18 protein-coding genes and 1 other RNA gene are annotated in these 18202 nt (G+C 72.0%); 3 read left to right on the top strand and 16 right to left on the bottom strand.

Annotated elements, in window-relative coordinates; genetic code table 11:
• Window positions 1-17: 17 nt before the first annotated feature.
• From ssrA to Q6350_RS07340, 10 genes are all read right to left on the bottom strand, one after another.
• Window positions 18-386, bottom strand: a transfer-messenger RNA (tmRNA) gene (ssrA, locus tag Q6350_RS07385).
• Window positions 387-529: 143 nt separating this feature from the next.
• Window positions 530-1036, bottom strand: a complete 507-nt coding sequence (smpB, locus tag Q6350_RS07380; protein ID WP_171247504.1) for an SsrA-binding protein SmpB — start codon at window positions 1034-1036, stop codon at window positions 530-532.
• Window positions 1037-1134: 98 nt separating this feature from the next.
• Complete coding sequence (locus tag Q6350_RS07375; RefSeq protein ID WP_305065869.1) at window positions 1135-2688, bottom strand: M23 family metallopeptidase; 1554 nt, start codon at window positions 2686-2688, stop codon at window positions 1135-1137.
• Between the two features lie 6 nt (window positions 2689-2694).
• Complete coding sequence (gene ftsX / locus Q6350_RS07370; protein ID WP_304603523.1) at window positions 2695-3606, bottom strand: permease-like cell division protein FtsX; 912 nt, start codon at window positions 3604-3606, stop codon at window positions 2695-2697.
• 3 nt (window positions 3607-3609) lie between these two features.
• On the bottom strand, window positions 3610-4512 hold the full coding sequence (gene ftsE / locus Q6350_RS07365) for a cell division ATP-binding protein FtsE (RefSeq protein WP_171247501.1): 903 nt from the start codon (window positions 4510-4512) through the stop codon (window positions 3610-3612).
• A 259-nt stretch (window positions 4513-4771) separates the two neighbouring features.
• Complete coding sequence (gene prfB, locus Q6350_RS07360) at window positions 4772-5881, bottom strand: peptide chain release factor 2 (RefSeq protein ID WP_171247500.1); 1110 nt, start codon at window positions 5879-5881, stop codon at window positions 4772-4774.
• Between the two features lie 22 nt (window positions 5882-5903).
• Window positions 5904-6272 (bottom strand): ankyrin repeat domain-containing protein, encoded by a 369-nt coding sequence (locus tag Q6350_RS07355; protein ID WP_171247499.1) that lies wholly within the window; start codon window positions 6270-6272, stop codon window positions 5904-5906.
• Window positions 6273-6331: 59 nt separating this feature from the next.
• The gene (locus tag Q6350_RS07350; RefSeq protein ID WP_305065868.1) at window positions 6332-7549 is read right to left on the bottom strand and encodes a globin domain-containing protein; all 1218 of its coding nucleotides are present in this window, start codon (window positions 7547-7549) and stop codon (window positions 6332-6334) included.
• 44 nt (window positions 7550-7593) lie between these two features.
• Entirely contained in the window at window positions 7594-8049 is a 456-nt protein-coding gene (locus Q6350_RS07345; RefSeq protein WP_304603521.1) for an Rrf2 family transcriptional regulator, read from the bottom strand.
• 84 nt (window positions 8050-8133) lie between these two features.
• On the bottom strand, window positions 8134-9249 hold the full coding sequence (locus tag Q6350_RS07340; RefSeq protein WP_305065867.1) for a magnesium and cobalt transport protein CorA: 1116 nt from the start codon (window positions 9247-9249) through the stop codon (window positions 8134-8136).
• A 111-nt stretch (window positions 9250-9360) separates the two neighbouring features.
• Here Q6350_RS07340 and Q6350_RS07335 point away from each other — a divergent pair, with 111 nt between their 5' ends.
• The 3 genes from Q6350_RS07335 to Q6350_RS07325 all read left to right on the top strand — a co-directional run bounded on the left by Q6350_RS07335 (window position 9361) and on the right by Q6350_RS07325 (window position 11315).
• Window positions 9361-10146: an HNH endonuclease family protein gene (locus Q6350_RS07335; protein WP_305065866.1), complete on the top strand. Its 786-nt coding sequence runs from the start codon at window positions 9361-9363 to the stop codon at window positions 10144-10146.
• Between the two features lie 52 nt (window positions 10147-10198).
• Window positions 10199-10891, top strand: coding sequence for an SRPBCC family protein (locus Q6350_RS07330; protein WP_304603518.1), 693 nt, complete (start codon window positions 10199-10201; stop codon window positions 10889-10891).
• Between the two features lie 70 nt (window positions 10892-10961).
• Window positions 10962-11315 carry a hypothetical protein gene (locus Q6350_RS07325; RefSeq protein ID WP_304603517.1) on the top strand — a complete coding sequence of 118 codons (354 nt, stop codon included), beginning with the start codon at window positions 10962-10964 and terminating at the stop codon, window positions 11313-11315.
• 96 nt (window positions 11316-11411) lie between these two features.
• On the opposite strand, the gene Q6350_RS07320 is transcribed toward Q6350_RS07325, so the two are convergent.
• From Q6350_RS07320 to Q6350_RS07295, 6 genes are all read right to left on the bottom strand, one after another.
• Entirely contained in the window at window positions 11412-13133 is a 1722-nt protein-coding gene (locus Q6350_RS07320; RefSeq protein ID WP_304603516.1) for a vWA domain-containing protein, read from the bottom strand.
• Between the two features lie 161 nt (window positions 13134-13294).
• A complete protein-coding gene (gene cysM, locus Q6350_RS07315) occupies window positions 13295-14182 on the bottom strand; it encodes a cysteine synthase CysM (protein WP_370375382.1) in 888 nt (295 codons plus the stop codon).
• 127 nt (window positions 14183-14309) lie between these two features.
• Window positions 14310-15137 carry a hypothetical protein gene (locus Q6350_RS07310; protein WP_305065864.1) on the bottom strand — a complete coding sequence of 276 codons (828 nt, stop codon included), beginning with the start codon at window positions 15135-15137 and terminating at the stop codon, window positions 14310-14312.
• A 269-nt stretch (window positions 15138-15406) separates the two neighbouring features.
• Window positions 15407-16195: an FAD:protein FMN transferase gene (locus tag Q6350_RS07305; protein WP_305065863.1), complete on the bottom strand. Its 789-nt coding sequence runs from the start codon at window positions 16193-16195 to the stop codon at window positions 15407-15409.
• Window positions 16192-16770, bottom strand: a complete 579-nt coding sequence (locus Q6350_RS07300; protein ID WP_305065862.1) for an FMN-binding protein — start codon at window positions 16768-16770, stop codon at window positions 16192-16194. Before Q6350_RS07300 ends, Q6350_RS07305 begins: the two co-directional genes overlap by 4 nt.
• 6 nt (window positions 16771-16776) lie before the next feature.
• Window positions 16777-18189, bottom strand: a complete 1413-nt coding sequence (locus tag Q6350_RS07295; RefSeq protein ID WP_305065861.1) for a ferredoxin reductase family protein — start codon at window positions 18187-18189, stop codon at window positions 16777-16779.
• Window positions 18190-18202: the final 13 nt, after the last annotated feature.

The raw sequence follows: 18202 nt of genomic DNA, 5'->3' as shown, positions 1-18202 counted from the left end.
CGGGCCTTCGTCGTGACGAGTGGAGCTGCCGGGAATCGAACCCGGGTCCGGTAGCGCTTTTCCAGGGCTTCTCCGGGCGCAGTCTGCTGCGATTTTCTCGGCCCCCGCACTCACGCAGACAAGGTGCGGACGGGCCCAGTCATCTGGAAGTCCCCGCCGCCCCGATGACGAGGGCGACGAGCAGTGGCTCTCTAGATGACGTGAGCTACCGGGTCGAGAGCGCTCCCGGGCTCACGGACTTCGGAGCTCGCTCAGGCGGCGAGGGCGAAGTCGGTGCGCTTGTTATCGGCACCTATAGGTTTGCAGGCAAGCGTTAACGAGATGAGCACTGCATCCTCGGCCCGCTTCCCCTGGAAGCACGACCACCGTCGAAACCGATCAGCCCCTATGGATTTGTCAAGATCCGCACCGGCCGTGGCGGACCACCGCCGGTCTGTCCATCGTAGTGGATGAACGCCCCAGGTCGCACAGATATTTCCGCACCGGGGCAGCGCCGCCGCGAGCCGCGGCACGGTGCGCCGCAGCGCCGTCAGCCGAGCAGCTCCTGGCGTCGCATGGCGCGCTGGGCCTCCCGCAGGTCCTGCTTCTCGCGCAGGGCCTGGCGCTTGTCGAACTCCTTCTTGCCGTGGGCCAGCGCGATCTCGAGCTTGGCCCGCCCGTCCAGGAAGTACAGCCGCAGCGGGACGATCGTCTTGCCCTTCTCCCGGGACTTGACCCCGAGGCGGTCGATCTCGTCGCGGTGCAGCAGCAGCTTGCGTCGACGGCGCGGCGCGTGGTTGTTCCAGGTGCCCTGGAAGTACTCGGGGATGTGCGCGTGCTCGAGCCAGACCTCGTCGTGGTCGACGGTGACGTAGCTCTCGGCCAGCGACGCACGCCCCATGCGCAGCGCCTTGACCTCGGTCCCGGACAGGACGATCCCGGCCTCGAGCACGTCCTCGATCACGTAGTCGTGGCGGGCCTTCTTGTTGTTCGCCACGACCTGGCGCGGGTCCGCCGACTGCTGCTTCTTCTTGGCGCCCTTGGACTTGTTGGACACGGTCTCCTCCTCCCTGGGTGACGCGACGCTCCAGGATACGCGGCCCCGGCTCCGGGACCAGCGGATTTTCGCTCAGGGCGGTCACGCCGCTCCGCAGGTCAGTTCAGCCAGCCCCGCATCGGGTCGACCGTGCTGCCGTTGAGCCACACCTCGAAGTGCAGGTGGCACGCCCCGGAGGACCCGCTGCTCCCGGAGTACCCGATCACCTGGCCCTTGGAGACCTTCTGCCCGACGTAGACCACGTCGCGCGACAGGTGCAGGTACCGGCTCATGACGCTGTCCCCGCGGTGCCTGCCGTGGTTGATGAGCACGTTGTTGCCGGGGCTCGACCCGTAGTAGGCCTGCTCCACGTACCCGCTCTGGGCGGCGTAGATGGGGGTGCCGCAGTAGCTGCGGATGTCCGTGCCCGCGTGCAGCCGGGTGTAGCCGTACATCGGCAGGTAGCGCATGCCGTAGCTGCTGGTCACCACCCGGTAGTTCGTCGGCCAGCCCAGGAACGGACCCGAGGGGGTCGACGAGCCGCCGGAGCTGGACCCGCCTCCGCCACCCGCGCTCGAGCCACCGCCGGAGCCCGAACCGCCGCCCGAGCCGGAGCCGCCCCCGCCGCCCGAGCCGCCGCCGGAGCCGGAGCCTCCCCCGCCGCCCTGGCCCGACCCGCCACCGGAGTCCTGCTGGCCGCGCTCCGCCGCACGCTGCTCGGCGGCGCGCTGCTCGGCCTCGCGCTCGGCCTGCCGGCGTGCCTCGGCCTCCTGGCGTCGGCGCTCCTCGGCCTCGCGACGCTTGCGCTCCTCCTCGAGCCGACGGTCGCGCTCGGCCTGCTTGGCGATGATGTCCTTGATCTCGGACTGGAGCTGGTCGCGCTCGGCCTCGTTCTCCTCGAGCTCCGCGATCGTCTCGTCCCGCTGGTCCGCGATCGTGGCCTTGAGCCGCTTCTGCTCCTCGATGAGCCGCTCCACCTCGGCCTTGCGTTCCGCCGCCTGCTGCTCGGCCTCCTGCGCGACCACGACGTTCGCGTCCGCCTCGGCCTTGAGGACCGCGATCGTCTCCCGGATCGCGTCGAGCCGCGCCTGCTGGTTGCGGGCCACGGTCTCGGCCTCCTGCAGCTCGGTCACCGAGCGGGACCGGCTGCGCGCGGCCGACGCCGTCACGGACAGGTCGTCGAGGAACTCCTCCGTGGACTGCGCCCCCGTGACCAACCCGATGGTGCTGGCGTCGTCCCCGCGGCGGTAGGCCTCGCGCGCCATCGCGGCGACGTCGTCCCGCGCCTCCTCGACCTTGCCCTCGCCGGCCTCGATCTCCTGGGCGACGGCCTTCTCCTCGTCCTCGGCGTCGGCGAGCCGGTCGGCGAGCACCGCCGCCTTGCGGCGGGCCTCGGCGAGGGCGGCCTGCGCCTCGGCGAGCTCGGCCTGCGCCACCGGCAGACGCCCCTCGACCTCGTTGAGGTCGAGCACCGCCTGGGCGAACTTGTCGTTGGTGTCCTCGAGCTCGTGCTGCAGGTCCTGGCGCTCCTCGCGCTTCTGGCGCTGCTGCTCCTCCGCGGCGGCACGCTGGTCGTCGAGCTCGTCGGCGACGACCGGTGCCGTCGGGCCGATCAGCAGCAGCGCGGCCAGCACCCCGGCGAGGGCGCGGCGCAGGCGGACGACGTCGGGCACGGCGGATCACACCCTCGTGTAGCGGTGGAGGGTCACGGCGGAGGACACGGCGGCGACCGCCACGGCCAGGCCCAGCAGCAGCGGGGCGATGGTGAGCACGTCGGCCGGGGTCACGTGCTCGACCCAGTCCACCGACGCGGCGAGCCAGTCGACGACGAGGTACTGCACGGCCGCCCAGAGCCCGACGACCGCCAGGACGGCCCCGAGCAGTGCCGCGATGGCGCCCTCGAGCATGAACGGCAGCTGGACGAACAGGGTCGAGGCACCCACGAGCCGCATGATCCCGGTCTCGCGCTGCCGGGACACCGCGGAGAGCCGGATCGTGGTGATGATCAGCAGCGCCGCAGCGACGAGCATGACGACGGCGAGACCGACGGCCACCAGCGAGGCACGGTTCAGCGCCAGGAACAGCGGGTCGAAGATCGCCCGCTGGTCCTCGACCACCTCGACGCCGTCCCGACCGGAGAGCACCTCGTCCACGACCTGGTACTGCTCGGGGTCGGCGAGCTGGAGGCGGAACGAGGCCTGCATGTCGTCCGCGGTGAGCTGGGTGCCCTGGTAGCCGTCGGGATACTGGGCGGAGAAGGCCTCGAAGGCGTCGGTCTTCGACTCGAAGTACACCGTGGACACGACGCCGTCGAGCTCGGTGCTGATCGTGCGCTCCAGGGTGCTGATCTGCTCGGGGCTGGCCTCGCCCTCGGCGCACGTCGGCTCGGTGGAACCCTCGGGGCAGAGGAAGACCGAGACCTCGACGAGGTCGTACCAGTCACCCTTGAGCTTGTCGATCTGCACCTGCAGCAGCGCGGCGGCTCCGACGAACGTCAGGGAGACGAACGTCACCAGCACCACCGAGACCACCATCGTGGCGTTGCGGCGCAGACCACGCAGGACCTCGCCGAAGACGAACTGCAGGCGCACCGCTCAGGCCTCCTCGGCCCGGGACGCCCCCGACATCGCCCGGACCTCCTCGTCGTCGGTCTCCGCCGGCGGCGGGTCCACCCCCCGGGCCGCGGCCTGGTCGGCCGCACGTTCCGCGGCGACGTCACCGGGCTCGGGGCGCACCGAGATGCGGCGGGCGGGCACCCCCCGCCCGGGGGCGTCCAGGACGGCGACGGGGCCGACCTGCGGCAGGATCTCCTCGCGGCGGCCGTAGACGGCGTCCTTCTCGTCGCGCACGACGTGCCCGGTGGAGAGCTCGACGACCCGGCGGCGCATCTCGTTGACGATCTCGTCGTCGTGGGTCGCCATCACCACGGTGGTCCCGGTGCGGTTGATCCGGTCCAGCAGCCGCATGATGCCCTGGGAGGTCGTCGGGTCGAGGTTGCCGGTGGGCTCGTCGGCGAGCAGGATCTTGGGGCGGTTGACGAAGGCGCGGGCGATCGCGACGCGCTGCTGCTCCCCGCCGGACAGCTCGTGCGGCCGCCGCTTCTCCTTGCCGTCGAGCCCCACCCACTCCAGCACCTCCGGCACGGTCGTGCGGATGTGGTGGCGTGGGCGCCCGATGACCTGCAGCGCGAAGGCGACGTTCTCGTAGACGGTCTTGTTCGGCAGCAGCCGGAAGTCCTGGAAGACCATGCCGATGCCCCGACGCAGACCGGGCACCCGCCAGGGCGAGAGCCGGGTCAGGTCGCGCCCGGCGACGTACACCCGCCCGCCGGTGGGGCGCTCCTCGCGCAGCACGAGCCGCAGGAAGGTGGACTTGCCGGAGCCGGACGCGCCGACGAGGAACACGAACTCGCCCCGCTCGACGTCGACGGAGACGTCGTCGAGCGCGGGTCGCGCCCCCCGCGCATAGACCTTCGAGACGTTCTCGAACCGGATCACGGCGTACCTCCCACCGGGTGGATGCCTGCCAGGCGCAGGCGTTCACCCGATCCGAGAGTCGCACGCGAGATCCTGCCCCCGACGGCAGACACGCGGCGTGTCGCGGGCACCGGTCCGTTGCTGGCCGCAATCGTCCGGGATTGTCCGGTGGGCCGGGCCGGCACACCTCGTGCCGGGTCAGGGCGGAACGCGCCGAGTCAGGCCCGACCGTGGCGAGTCAGGGCGGAACGCGCCGAGTCAGGGCCGGGCCGGACGGACCTCAGTTCTCCGACTGGTTGCGGCGCCAGCGGATGCCGGCCTCGATGAACTCGTCGATCGCGCCGTCGAACACGGCCTGGGTGTTGCCGGCCTCGTGCTCGGTGCGCAGGTCCTTGACCATCTGGTACGGGTGCAGGACGTAGGAGCGCATCTGGTCGCCCCAGCTCGCCTTGATGTCGCCGGCGAGCTCCTTCTTCTTCGCGGCCTCCTCCTGCTGACGGAGCAGCAGCAGGCGGGACTGCATGACGCGCAGCGCCGCGGCGCGGTTCTGGATCTGCGACTTCTCGTTCTGCATCGACACGACGGTGCCGGTCGGGATGTGCGTCATGCGCACGGCGGAGTCGGTGGTGTTCACCGACTGGCCGCCCGGCCCGGAGGACCGGAACACGTCGATCTTCAGCTCGTTCTCGGGGATCTCGATGTGGTCCGTCTGCTCGATGAGCGGGATGACCTCGACCGCGGCGAACGACGTCTGGCGCCGTCCCTGGTTGTCGAAGGGCGAGATGCGCACCAGGCGGTGGGTGCCGGCCTCGACCGACAGGTTCCCGAACGCGTAGGGGACGTTGACCTCGAAGGTGGCGGACTTCAGGCCCGCCTCCTCGGCGTAGGAGGTGTCCATGACCTTGGCCGGGTAGCCGTGGCGCTCGGCCCAGCGCAGGTACATGCGCATGAGCATCTCGGCGAAGTCCGCGGCGTCGACGCCACCGGCGCCCGCGCGGATCGTCACGACGGCCTCGCGGGCGTCGTACTCGCCGCTGAGCAGGGTACGGACCTCGAGCGAGTCGAGCTCCTTGCGCAGCGCGGTGATCTCGGACTCCGCCTCGGTCAGGGAGTCGGGGTCGTCCATCTCGTGGCCGAGCTCGACCAGGGTCTCGACGTCGTCGATCCGCTGGGACAGCCGCTTGACCCGCTCCAGCTCGTCCTGCGCGTGCGAGAGCGCGGACGTGACCCGCTGCGCGTTCTCCTGGTCGTCCCAGAGGTCGGGAGCGGCCGCCTGCTCGGAGAGCTCGGCGATCTTCGCCTCCAGGGCAGAGGGGTCGCTCACCGACTCGATGGACTCGAGGGTGGAGCGGAGCCCCTTGATCTCGGCGGGGAAGTCGATAGTGGCCACGAGGAACCAGCCTACCTTTCGCTCACGACTCCCCCGGCACCGGCTGACCGAACATCTCGGCCGTGGTCCGGGCGCTCGGTCGGCCGGCGTCGACGTCGGCCCCGGCCTCGACGAGGACGTCGATCACGTGGGGGTCGCCCTTGAACACGGCTCCGGCGAGCGGCGACTGGCCCCGCTCGTTGAGCCGGTTCACGTCCGCCCCGCGCCGGGCCAGACCGCGGACGAGGTCGGCGTGCCCGTGGTACGCCGCCAGCATGAGCAGGGTGTTGCCGTGGGCGTCCGCGTGGTCCACCGGCACGCCGGCGTCGACGAACTCCAGCAGGAGGTCGGCGCCGGCCCGGGCCAGCTCGAACATCTGGTTCAGATCGACGGGGAGCTTGTCGTCGGCCATACCTCGAGCCTAGTGGACCGGGCCGGGCCGACGGCGCCCCGCCGGCCCGGCCCGACGGCTCAAGCGGCCGCCACCTCCTCGCCGGGACCGAACACCTCGTGGTGGATGCGGTCCGCCGGGACGCCCCTGCGCAGGAGCTCGCCACGGACGAGACTCATGAAGGGCAGCGGGCCGCAGACGTAGACGTCCGCGTCGGCCGGCAGGTCGACGCCGTCGAGGTCGAGGTAGCCGGGGCGCAGGCCGTCGCCGACGGGCCGGGCGCCGAGGTCCTCGTACCACCGGTGCAGCGTCGCCGAGGGAATCTGGTCGACCAGCCCGGCCAGCTCGGCCCGGTGCGCGTGGCGCGCCGGGGACCGGTCGGCGTGCAGCACCGTCACGGGGCGGTCGGTGCCGGTGCGGCGCAGGTGGTGCAGGAACCCGATCATCGGCGTGATGCCGATCCCGGCGGACACGAGGACCAGCGGCCGCGTGCTCTCGGTGAGCCGGAGCTCGCCGAAGGGCATCGAGACCTCGAGCACGTCCCCTTCGAAGACCGTGGCGTGCAGATGGTTCGACACCTCCCCGGCCGGCGCGATCCGGTCGCCGTCGTGCGACGCGGGGATCGCCTTCACCGAGACGCTCCACGCGCCCGGGTCCGCCGCGCCGGTCAGGCTGTACTGCCGGATCTGCCGCGCGCCGTCGGGCAGGCGGACGGCGACCGACAGGTACTGGCCGGGCCGGCCGGCGGGCAGGGCGGCACCGTCGGGGTCGGCCAGCTCCAGCGAGATGGTGTCGGGCGACTCCTGGACCCGACGCCGCACCCGGACCGAGCGCCAGACGTCACCGGTGGCGACACCCGCCTCGTCGTAGAGCCCCTGCTCGATCTGGATGAGCGCCTCGGCCATGTGCCAGTAGACCTCGTCCCACGCCGCGGCCACCTCCGGGGTGACGGCGTCGCCGAGCACCTCCGCGATCGCCTCGAACAGGTGGTCGTGCACGATCTGGTACTGCTCCGGGAGGATCCCGAGCGAGGCGTGCTTGTGGGCGATGCGCGCGAGCACCGACCTCGGGTCCGGCCCGTCCTCGTCGACGAGGAGCGTGGCGTACCCGGCGATCGAGGCCGCGAGCGCCCGCTGCTGGTCGCCCTGCGCCTGGTTGCCCCGGTTGAACAGGTCGCGTTCGAGCTCGGGGTGCGCGGCGAACATCTTGCGGTAGAACAGCGGCGTGATGTCGCCGATCGCGGCCCCGACCACGGGAAGCGTGGCACGGACGACGGCGGTGGACTCGGCAGTGAGCATCGGGAGGGATCCTTCCTCGGGTACCTGCAGGGTGGCGGGCGACGTCACGGCGTCGACCCGGCGGGCGGTCCGGCTCCGAGGGTGAGGAGGACGGACCGGGTCGGTGGGGCGGCCATGTCGGCGATCGTCAGGGGGTCGAGCACGGCGAAGAAGGCCTCGCGCGCGCGGGCGAGCGCCCCGCGCAGCCGGCAGCCGTTGCGCAGGGGGCACGGGTTCGCCCCCTCGCAGTCGACCACCTCCCCGTCGCCCTCGAGGTCCCGCGCGATGCGACCGATCGACAGGCGCTCGGCGCCGTCGGCCAGACGCAGCCCGCCGGCGCGACCGCGGCGCGCCTCGACGACGCCGAGGCGGGCGAGCCGGGTGACGACCTTGGCGGCGTGGCTGGCCGGCACGTGCAGCTCCTCGGCGAGCACGCCGGTGGTGGCGTGCTCGGCCTCGCCGAGCACGGAGAGCCTCATGACGATCCGGAGGCCCAGGTCGGTGAACGCCGTGAGCTGCATGACCCGCACCGTATCTAAAGACGCATCTCAGATTCGCCTTTTGGCCGTGTGCATCACGTCACAGGCTGCGGAGGCCGTCCCGGACTACATCCACCGGCCGCGCTTGAACACCACGAACAGGACGACGGAGAACGCCACCATCAGGGTGACCGCCATCGGGTACCCGAACACCCAGTGCAGCTCGGGCATCACGTCGAAGTTCATGCCGTAGACGGCGGCGACGAGGGTGGGCGCGAAGAGGATCGCCGCCCAGCCGGAGATCTTCTTCATGTCCTCGTTCTGCCGGTGCGCCACCAGCGTCGCGTTGACGTCGAGGATCTGCCCCAGCGCCTCGCGGTACTCCGCCACCCGCGCGGTGGCGCGGGTGAGGTGGTCCGAGACGTCCTGCAGGTAGGTCTGGAGCTCGGTCGCGATGGCGGGCTCGGCGGACCCCGCGCGCAGCGCCTCGACGACCTCCGTCATCGACGAGGTCGCGTGCTGCATGTCGATGACCTCCTGGCTGAGCCGGTAGATGCGCTCGGCCACCGCGGCGTCGCCGCTGAACACCTGGCGCTCGATCTGCTCCTTGTCGATGGCCACGCCCTGCAGCACGGGGGTGTAACCGTCGACGATGGCGTCGAGGAACCGGTAGACGACCGCCTCCGGACCGAGCCGCAGCAGGTCCTCGCCCGGGAGCAGCGCACGGGCCTCCTCCTCGGACCCGAACGTCGACTCGTCGAGGCGCTCGGCCGGCGTGCCGTCGATCCACCGTCCGTCCTGGCACAGCACGGCGACGGCACCCGGGCGCACCAGCACGTGGAACTCGGCGAGGACGACGTCCTCCTCCGCGTCGACGTACCAGGCGGAGCGCACCACGAGGAACAGCAGGTCGCCGTAGCGTTCGACCTTGGGTCGCTGGCGGGCGTGCAGGAGGTCCTCGACCACCAGCGGGTGCAGCTCCCAGGCCTCGGCGAGCTCGTGGATCGCGGCCGTCGTCGGGCGCGGGTAGAGCGACATGGTCATGCGGTCGGAGGCACCCTCGGCGAACCGCAGCCCGTCGGCCACGCTCGCACCCCCGGGGGCCGGGCTCGGGCGTCCGTCCTCGACGTAGCGGGTCAAGCGCGGGACCTCGGCCACAGCGGGCGTCGCCGCGACGCCCGACCGCCGGCGCAGCCTGTCCCTGCGGCGCGACGGCGGGTCCGCCTTCTCCCCTTCAGCCATGCAGCCACCCCTCTCCTCGACCGCGAGCATACGCACGAGATGTCGTCCCAGCAGGGGCGGCACCGGCGTGGGCACCGCGACGAAGTCGCCTGGACCTGGTGGGGTGTGCGGATGCGTCGCACACTCCTCGGCCTGGCTGCCGCCTTCCTCGTCGCCCTCGTCCTCGTCCAGGTCACCGGCAGCGGTGGGGACCTCGACCTGGACTCCGTCGCCGACGACGCCAGGGCCGTCATCGGCGACGCCGCCGAGGACGTCGCCTCGCTCGACGACGGGTCGGGGGACGGTGGTTCCGGGGACGGTGGTTCCGGTGGCTCGGGGGCGAGTCCCGACGGGTCGGTGGACGTCACCAAGGTCACCCGGCAGCTCGACGGGCTCACCGTCAAGGGCAAGGCCCCGCAGACCGGCTACGACCGCGACGAGTTCGACCACTGGACCGACCCGGACGGCAACGGCTGCGACGCCCGCAACGACATGCTCGCCCGCGACCTGAGCGACGAGAAGGTGGACGACGACGGCTGCACCGTCCTGTCCGGGACCTACGACGTCGAGCCGTACACCGGCGAGAAGAACCGCGCCTTCGAGCGCGGCAGCGACGACCTGGCCGTCTCCCTGGACGCCGAGCACGTCGTCGCCCTGCAGAACGCGTGGATCTCCGGCGCCCACGACTGGAACGACAACCGCCGCGAGAAGTTCGCCAACGACCCGGCGAACCTGCTCATGGTCGACCCCGGCGAGAACCGCACCAAGGGAGCCGCGAACGCCGCCGAGTGGCTGCCGCCGAACAAGGCGTTCCGCTGCGAGTACGTCGCCACCCAGATCGAGGTCAAGGCCGCGTACGAGCTCGCGATCACCCAGCCCGAGAAGGACGCGATGAACCGGGTTCTCGAATCCTGCTGACGATCTGCCGCCGCGCCGTGCGACCGCGGGCGTTCGGAGCAGACTGGACACCGTGGGCGAGAACGACAGCGAACAGGACGCCCCGCGGCGGGGACGACGCCGTGCACTGACGGCGGCGCTCGCGGCGCCGGTCGTGGCAGGTCTCGCCGCCGGCGCGGCGGTGCTCGTCACCGGTGCGCACCGACGGCTCGGCGCCACCGAGCCCGAGACGCGCGCCTGGTTGCCCGGCGACGAGCTGATGACCGGTGGCGTCGTGCAGGCCGACCGGGCCTGCACCATCGCGGCCACGCCCGCGGAGGTCTGGCCCTGGGTCGCCCAGATCGGGCAGGACAAGGCCGGCTTCTACTCGTTCGAGGCGCTGGAGAACCTCGTCGGGTGCCAGATCACCGGTGCCACGACCATCCACCCCGAGTGGCAGGACGTCCACCCCGGCGACGCCTTCCGGCTGCACCCGGACGTCGCGCTGCGGGTGGCCGAGGTGAAGCCCGGCAGCGACCTCGTCGTGACGTCCCAGGGCGCCGAGGGCGCGCCCGAGGGCCACGACTTCACGTGGGCCTTCCACCTGGAACCGGTGCACGTGGGCCCGGCGCCGGCGACGCGGCTGCACATGCGCGAGCGGTACGAGTCGGAGCGGCCGGTCGACCGGGCCGTCTCCGAGGTGCTCAGCACCGTCAGCGCGGTGATGAGCTGGCGCATGATGCACCGGCTCACCGAGCTGGCGACCGCTCCGCCGCGGTCCGGCTGAGCCGCCTTCCACGACACGAGCAGGATGCCTCGTCGACGAGCCAACGGTGACAGCGAGGAGGGTGATCGGTATGAAGGAGACCGAGGTCGAGCGACGGTTCGCCGACCATCTCACCGCTCAGGGCTGGAAGGTCACGCTGGACGACCCGGGCTATGTCGACGTCATCGCGAAGCGCCCCGAGGAGAGGACGCTCGTCGCGGAGACAACAGGTCACACCAGCAGTCCCGGACTCGACGTTGACACGATGTTCGGGCAGCTGCTCCGGCGCATGACGGACCTGAGCGGTGCGACGCGCTACGCCGTCGTCGTCCCGGAGGACGTGGTGCCAAAGGTGCGCCGCATCCCACCCGAGGTACTGCGGACGCTGCGGATCGAGGTGTGGTGCGTCCCCGCGTCGGGAGCACCCGAACGCATCGACGAATAGGTGCGTCGCAGCGGATCGTGGTCGTGGCCGGTACCCGGAGTGTGACGTCCGGGTACCGGCCACGCCGGTGTCAGGCAGGGGCGGTCGGTTCGGCCGTCACTGCGGGGCGGGAGGGACGAGGCAGGCCACGGGGTCCGACACGTTGCCGGAACCGTCGACGGCGGTGATCTGCGCGTCGCCCTGACCCTTCAGCGCCCAGTCGACGGCACCCGAGCCGGCCTTCTCGCTGGGATCGGCCCCGTTGGCCTCGGTCCACTTGAGGTTGGTCGGGTTCGCGTAGGGGCCGAAGACGGTCCCGGTGCCGTCGTCGATGACGAAGACGTCGAGGGACTCAGCGCCCCAGACGTCGTCGGTCGCCGTGATCGTGTAGAACCCGTCCTGGTTCTGTCCCTGGCCGCCCTCGCCGGGGGCGGCGGGGATCTGTCCGCCCGGGTTGGGTCCGGGCTCGCACGTGGCCGTCGGCGGCGTCGTGTCCACCCACTCCTTGGTCACGTCCACCGTGGCGGAGTCACTGTTGACGGTGACCGTGGCCGAGATGGTGTCGGTGCCCAGGCTGTTCGGCTCGACCGGGACGCTGTAGGTGAAGGTCACCTCACCGTCGGCGTCGGTCTCGCACGAGGCGGGGGCGCACGTCCCGCTCGCCCCGGCGTTCTGCCCGGTCACGGCGAACTCGACCGGCCATCCCGCCAGCTTCCCGGCGGGCCCGTCCACGGTGGCGGTGACGGTGTGCTCGTTGTCCGACCCGAGCTCGTTGGTGGCGGTCTCGGGAGTCAGGGAGAACGCGTACACGTCATAGGTCTCGCACTGCGTGACCGTCTGCTCCGAGCTCGCATCGCTCTTCGGCCCCGTGCCGGTCGCGGACGCGCACACCTCGTGCGCACCCGGCGCCTGGTCGGCCGCGGTGGCCGTGAAGTCCGTGCTGCCCGGGCCGTCGAACGGGGGCGTCTGCGTGAGCGTGTCGAAGGACGTGCTCACCGTGTCGACCTCGAGGGCGACGTCCGTCATCGCGGTGTCGGTGACGTTCTGGACGATGTCGGGCAGCGTGGCCGGGTTCGGCACGTTGGTGCAGGTGCCGCCGGTCGCGTCAGCCATCGCCTGGAGCGTGCCGTCCGATCCGCCGGCGCAGCTCGCACCGCTACCGACGGCGAACGAGTAGATCGTGGCACCCGCGGAGTCCAGCGCGGCAACTGCCGCATTGAAGTTGCCGCCGCCCAGGTTGGATTCGCCGTCGGACAGGAAGACGACGTTCTTGGACGCGGCGGTGGACGCGGAGACGCTGGTGCCCGCCGCTGTCAGTCCGGCGCTGAAGTTCGTGTCGTTGGGGTTGACCGCGCGCGGGGTGTAGAGGTTGACGCCTCCGATCACGATCGAGCCGATGACGACGTCGACTCCCGGGTCGTCCGGAGCCACGATCGGCTGGTTGCCGGCGGCGCCACTCATGTCCGCGGACGCGCCGCCGCGCCCGAACACGCTGACGCCGACGTCCTTGCCGGACCCGTCGGCGACCACCGCATTGTTGAGGTTGGTGACGGCCTGCTTCTCGCAGTCCAGCACGGTGCCGCCGACCGATCCACAGCCGGCGCCGGTGCTGCCGCTGACGTCGACAACATAGGTCCAGTGCACGTTCGGCTCGCCCTCGCCGATCGAGGCACTGCCTTCGACGGGGACGTCGACGGTCGTCGACCCCGTCGGGACCAGGAACGTGTCCCCCGTGGTCGGGGTACTGACCGTCACCGACAGGTCAGCCCCGTTGGCCAGCGTCGTCGAGTCGGTCCCCGCCACCGCGTAGCCGGCCATCATCACCCCCGCTGCAGCCATTCCGAGAACGGCCCCTGCACGCATCGACCGCTTCATGGGTCGGCCCTCCCTTTGAGGTCTTGAAGGCGACCCTGCGGTCGCCCACCAACCTTGCGACCATGACCTACACGCGCCTACGAGAGCGTCACGACAACGTCACCAGCGCGTCACGCACGCGACTCTCAGGCGGGGAACACGCCGCTGGAGAGGTACCGGTCGCCGCGGTCGCAGACCACGAAGACGATCGTCGCCCCCTCGACCTCCTCGGCCACCTGCAGGGCGGTCCAGCACGCACCGGCCGCGGAGACACCGCCGAAGATGCCCTCCTCGCGGGCCAGCCGGCGGGCCATCTCCTCGGCATCGGTCTGGCTGACCTCCACCGTCCGGTCCACCGCCGACGGGTCGAAGATCCTCGGCACGTACTCCGGCGGCCAGGCGCGGATCCCGGGGATCCTCGAGCCCTCCGCGGGCTGCGCCCCGACGATCTGGACATCGGGGTTGCGGGACTTGAGGAACCGCGAGACCCCGGTGATCGTGCCGGTGGTGCCCATCGCGGACACGAAGTGCGTGATCCGTCCCTCGGTCTGGCGCCACAGCTCCGGGCCCGTGCCGACCTCGTGGGCACGCGGGTTGTCCGGGTTGCCGAACTGGTCCAGGACCCGGCCGCGACCTTCCCGCTCCATCCGCGTCACGACGTCGCGGGCCTCTTCCATGCCGCCCTTCGCCGAGGTGAGGACCAGGTCGGCTCCGTACGCCTTCATCGTCTGGATCCGCTCGGTGGAGGCGTCCTCGGGCATCACGATGACCAGGGGGTAGCCGCTGATCGCCGCCGCCATGGCCAGCGCGATCCCGGTGTTGCCGGACGTGGCCTCCAGCAGGGTGTCGCCGGGGGAGATCTCCCCTCGCTCCTGGGCGCCCCGGATCATGCTGATCGCGGGCCGGTCCTTCACCGAGCCGGCCGGGTTGTTCCCCTCCAGCTTGGCGAGCAGCACGTTGCCGCGGCGTTCGTTCTCCGACCCCGGCAGACGCTGCAGACGCACCAGCGGGGTGCCGCCGATGACGTCCTCCATCGTGGGGTACGTCGGTGGGTTACTCACCCGCCGGAGTCTACGGCGGCGGTCGCCACGAGAGGTCCGCCGCCCCGGTGGCCGGCGCCAGCCCAGCAGCGAGATCCGGCCTCGTGACCAGCCCCTGGACCTACGCGCCGACGAGCACCACGAGCTCGTAGACGTCGATCCGCTCGCCGTCCACCGTCAGCTCGAGCACCAGCGGGCTCTCCCCCGGCGCCGTACCGGTGATGGTGAACCGCCAGGCCGGCAGGAACGAGTGCCGCACCTCCGGGTCGACCTCGCTGAAGTCTCCCGGCGAACGGGCCGGACCCAGGTCGACCGGGCCGTCCACCGCGACCACGCCGCCGTCGTGGTCGGCCACCTGCCACGCCGTGTCCGGATGCAGGGCGTTCGCGGTCAGGACCAGCTCCGTCTCCTCCCCCACCCCCAGGTTCACCTGCTCGCCGTGGTTCAGCGCCTGGAGGTACTGCGGCTGGTAGGAGAACAGCTCCCCACCGCAGCGGTTCGCCACGGCGGCGGTCTCGGCCGCGCAGGCGTCGTCGACCACGTCGACCGTGTACTCCGCGACGTCGACGCGTTCGCCGTCGACGACCATCTCGAAACGCAACGGCGTGCGGCCTACGTCGACCCCGACGAACCCGAAGACGGTCGTCGAGATGTGCGGGTCGCCGGGGTCGTCCGCCCCCGGAGGCGGCACCTCGTGCTCGCTCGTGGTCAGCCGCAGCACCGCCTCATCGATTTCGACGAGCTCCCACGCCTGGTCGGGGTGGAGGTTGTTGCCGTCGAGTCCGACCGAGAGCTCCTCGTCCGGCTCGACCGCAACGAGCCACCCGTCGTCCCACGCGGACAGGTCGAGCGGCAGGTCGCGGTAGTCGGTCCCGAGACAGCCTGCGACCAACAGGGCCGACGCGACCGACAGCGCCAGGCCGGCAAGTCGTCCACGGGATCGGGCCACGCCCCCATCACCCCATCTGTCACGATGCGAGGGACGCCTTTGTCCCCCCTGGCACGTCAGCGTCGAACGTGCACGGTCGCCGTGTGACCCATCGTCGATGACAAAGAGGACCGAGGCGCGTTCAGCGGGGAGAAATCACCCTCATCACCCGGTGGCTCCCGGGGTGCCGGGGGGGGTGCGGCAGGCGAGACATTGCGTGAACCGGGTAGGCCTCTGACGCGGCCGGACCCCACCGTGCGGCGACGTTGCACGCCAGTCGTCCCGGCAGATCATCGGGACCCGATGCCGGCGAACGGCTCGGCACGCCCGTCCGCCCAGACCACCAGCCCCGTCTCCCCCGGCCGCGTCCGCAGCCAGTCGCGGCCGTCGGCACCAAGCGCGAAGGCACTCGTGGCGTCGATGTCCGCCCACGTCAGGCTCGACCCGACGACGGTCACGGACGCGAGCGCCGTCGGCGTCCGCCCGGAGCGCGCATCGACGACGTGGTCTCCCCGGTGCGCGAGCCCGGAGGTCGCCACGGCGCCGTCCCGCACCGGCACGACGGCGACGAGCCGCGCCGGGGCGTGCGGGTCCTCGATCCCGACCCGCCAGGGCTCGGCGTCTTCACTGGCCACGTGGCACACCATGTCGCCGCCGGCCGAGAGGCAGAAGTCCGTTCCCTCCAGTGCGCGCAGGTGCCGGGCGGCCCGCTCGATCGCCCAGCCCTTGACGACCCCGCTCGGGTCGAAGGTCTCGGTGCCGTCCGGGTGCCGCTGCACGACGTCGAACGCGCCGTCGGACGCCCGGCGGGCCTCCTCCCCCAGCGCCAGCACCTCGCGCACCTCGTCGGGCAGGGCGTCGACGCCCATCTCGCCGCGCGCCAGCCGGCTGATCACCGAGTCGGCCCGGTAGGTGCTGAACGTGGCGTCCACGTGCTGCAGCTCGGCGACCACCCGGTCCCAGGCCCGGTCCGCGGCGGGCCCCTCGGCGTGGCGGCCCCTCAGCGCCACGCTGACGGGCATCCCCATGACGTGCACGACCCGGCGGCGGACCGCCGGCCGGGTCCCCGCGCCGCTCACAGCCCCGCCTGGTCGAGCGCGCTCTGCAGCGACTGCGTGTACCCCGTGCTCGTCACGGTGGCGCCGCTGACCATGTCGATCGAGGCGCTCTGGGCGTCGAGCGTCTCCTGGACGAGCACCGGCAGCGCGTACCCGTTGATCTGCCGGTCCTTGCCGTTCTGGTCCGGGTACACCGGGACGTCGACGGCGGTGATCTCTCCGTTCTTGACGGTGATCTCCACCTGCAGCGGGCCCCATCGGGTCTGGACGACGTCGCCGGACGCCGTCGTGCTCGCCGTCCCGGAGGAGGACGACCCCGAGGAGCCGGAGCTGCCGGAGCCGGACGATCGCCCGTTGCCGTTCGAGGACCCGGACCCGTTCGAGGTGTCGGTCGACCCGGAGCCGGGAGACCCGCCCCCGTCACCGGTGGTGCTGCTGGTCGACCCGGGGCTGCTCGTCGACCCCGACGTCCCGGTCGCCGCCTGCACCACCGACGTCGAGGTGCTCAGCGCGTCAGGGTCGGTCGAGGTGCGGTAGCCCAGCAGCAGGACCAGGACGGTGACCGTCGACAGCACCCAGAGGACGATCTTCTTCATCTCGCGTCACCATCCGAAGTCTTCGCTGTGGATCTGCGCGGCGGGGACGCCGGCAGCGAGGGCGGCCTCGCGGACGCTCTGCGTCCACGCGGGCGGCCCGCAGACGTACACGTCGCGCTCGGCGACGTCGGGCACCCAGCCGCGCAGGACCCGCTCGTCGTCGTCGCCGTCGAACCCGGGCCCGACCCACGAGCCGTCGGCCCGGCGTCGTCCGGGCAGCCGCACCACCCCCAGGCCCCGGGTGGCGGCGAGGTGGTCGAGCTCGGCCGCGAACAGCGGGTGCTCGCGGTACCGCTCGATGAGCACGGCCTCCCCGGGTGCGTAGTCCAGGCCCTCGGCCAGCGCGCGCAGCGGTGCGAGCCCGGAGCCCGCACCGATCAGCAGCACCTTGCGCCGGGTGCGCGCGCGGCGGGTGAGGCGGCCGTAGGCTCCCTCGACGACGACGCGGGTGCCCGGCTGCAGGTCGGCGGCCGCGGTGCTGGCCGGGCCGACGGCGGCGACCGTCACGCGGGCGGAGCGGGACGTCGGGGCGCTGGAGACCGAGTACGGCTTGCCCCGGGTCCAGCCCTGCCGGCCCAGGAACCGCCAGACCAGGAACTGCCCGGGCTCGACCAGTCGGTGCAGGCGCCGGCCCGTCAGGTGCACGGACACCACGCCGGGCGCCTCCGGCACGACGCCGGTGACCTGGATCTGGTGACGCCAGGTGCGCCAGGCCGGCAGCGCGACCCGCCACACGAGGACGGCGGCGAAGACCAACGCCCACACCGTCCACCACACGGCGGTGACGGCGGGGCGGGCCAGGAACTGCTGACCGGTCCAGAGTTGGTGCGGCAGGGCGAGCGCCGCCCCGAGATACCCGTACAGGTGCAGCAGGTGCCACGACTCGTAGCGCAGCCGGCGTCGGGCGGCCCGCACGCTGGTGACCACGACCAGCACCAGCGCCACGGTCGCGCCGACGGCCAGCAGCATGCCCGGGTACTGCCACATCAGCTCCCAGAACGTCGCGGGCCAGGCAGTGATGCTCCCGGCGGCGTACCCCCAGGTGATGAGGACGAGGTGGGCGACGAGCAGGTTGAACGACCACAGGCCGACCAGCCGGTGGATGCTCACGAGCCGGTCGCGCCCGAATGCCGCCTCCAGCGCGGGCACCCGGGCCATGAGCAGCACCTGGGCGAGCAGCAGCGCCGCCGACGCCAGCCCCGTGATCTGCCCGAGCGAGGTCAACGCGGTGTCCCAGGCGGTGAGGGCCTGCAGACCGCCGTCGGCGGCCCACATCCAGTCGACACCGAGCAGCGCGAGCCACAGCGCTGCGACGGCGACGTACCGGACGGCCGCGTCCCGACGGACGCGGGACCGCGCAGGGTGCCGGCCCGCCACGAACGGGACGGAAGGGCCGGGGTGGCTCGTCGTCGCTGTCATAGGTCCACAGTGC

The organism is Isoptericola sp. b515 (assembly GCF_030588125.1).
Lineage (GTDB): Bacteria > Actinomycetota > Actinomycetes > Actinomycetales > Cellulomonadaceae > Isoptericola > Isoptericola sediminis.
This window is presented reverse-complemented; position numbering and strand designations above follow the sequence as displayed.

Coding starts and splice junctions, on each gene's coding strand:
- Q6350_RS07320 (WP_304603516.1), bottom strand. CDS start 13,133: ATGGCTGCAGCGGGGGTGATGATGGCCGGCTACGCGGTGGCGGGGACC.
- Q6350_RS07325 (WP_304603517.1), top strand. CDS start 10,962: ATGAAGGAGACCGAGGTCGAGCGACGGTTCGCCGACCATCTCACCGCT.
- Q6350_RS07295 (WP_305065861.1), bottom strand. CDS start 18,189: ATGACAGCGACGACGAGCCACCCCGGCCCTTCCGTCCCGTTCGTGGCG.
- Q6350_RS07345 (WP_304603521.1), bottom strand. CDS start 8,049: ATGCAGCTCACGGCGTTCACCGACCTGGGCCTCCGGATCGTCATGAGG.
- Q6350_RS07335 (WP_305065866.1), top strand. CDS start 9,361: ATGCGTCGCACACTCCTCGGCCTGGCTGCCGCCTTCCTCGTCGCCCTC.
- Q6350_RS07355 (WP_171247499.1), bottom strand. CDS start 6,272: ATGGCCGACGACAAGCTCCCCGTCGATCTGAACCAGATGTTCGAGCTG.
- Q6350_RS07340 (WP_305065867.1), bottom strand. CDS start 9,249: ATGGCTGAAGGGGAGAAGGCGGACCCGCCGTCGCGCCGCAGGGACAGG.
- Q6350_RS07350 (WP_305065868.1), bottom strand. CDS start 7,549: ATGCTCACTGCCGAGTCCACCGCCGTCGTCCGTGCCACGCTTCCCGTG.
- Q6350_RS07300 (WP_305065862.1), bottom strand. CDS start 16,770: ATGAAGAAGATCGTCCTCTGGGTGCTGTCGACGGTCACCGTCCTGGTC.
- cysM (WP_370375382.1), bottom strand. CDS start 14,182: ATGGAGGACGTCATCGGCGGCACCCCGCTGGTGCGTCTGCAGCGTCTG.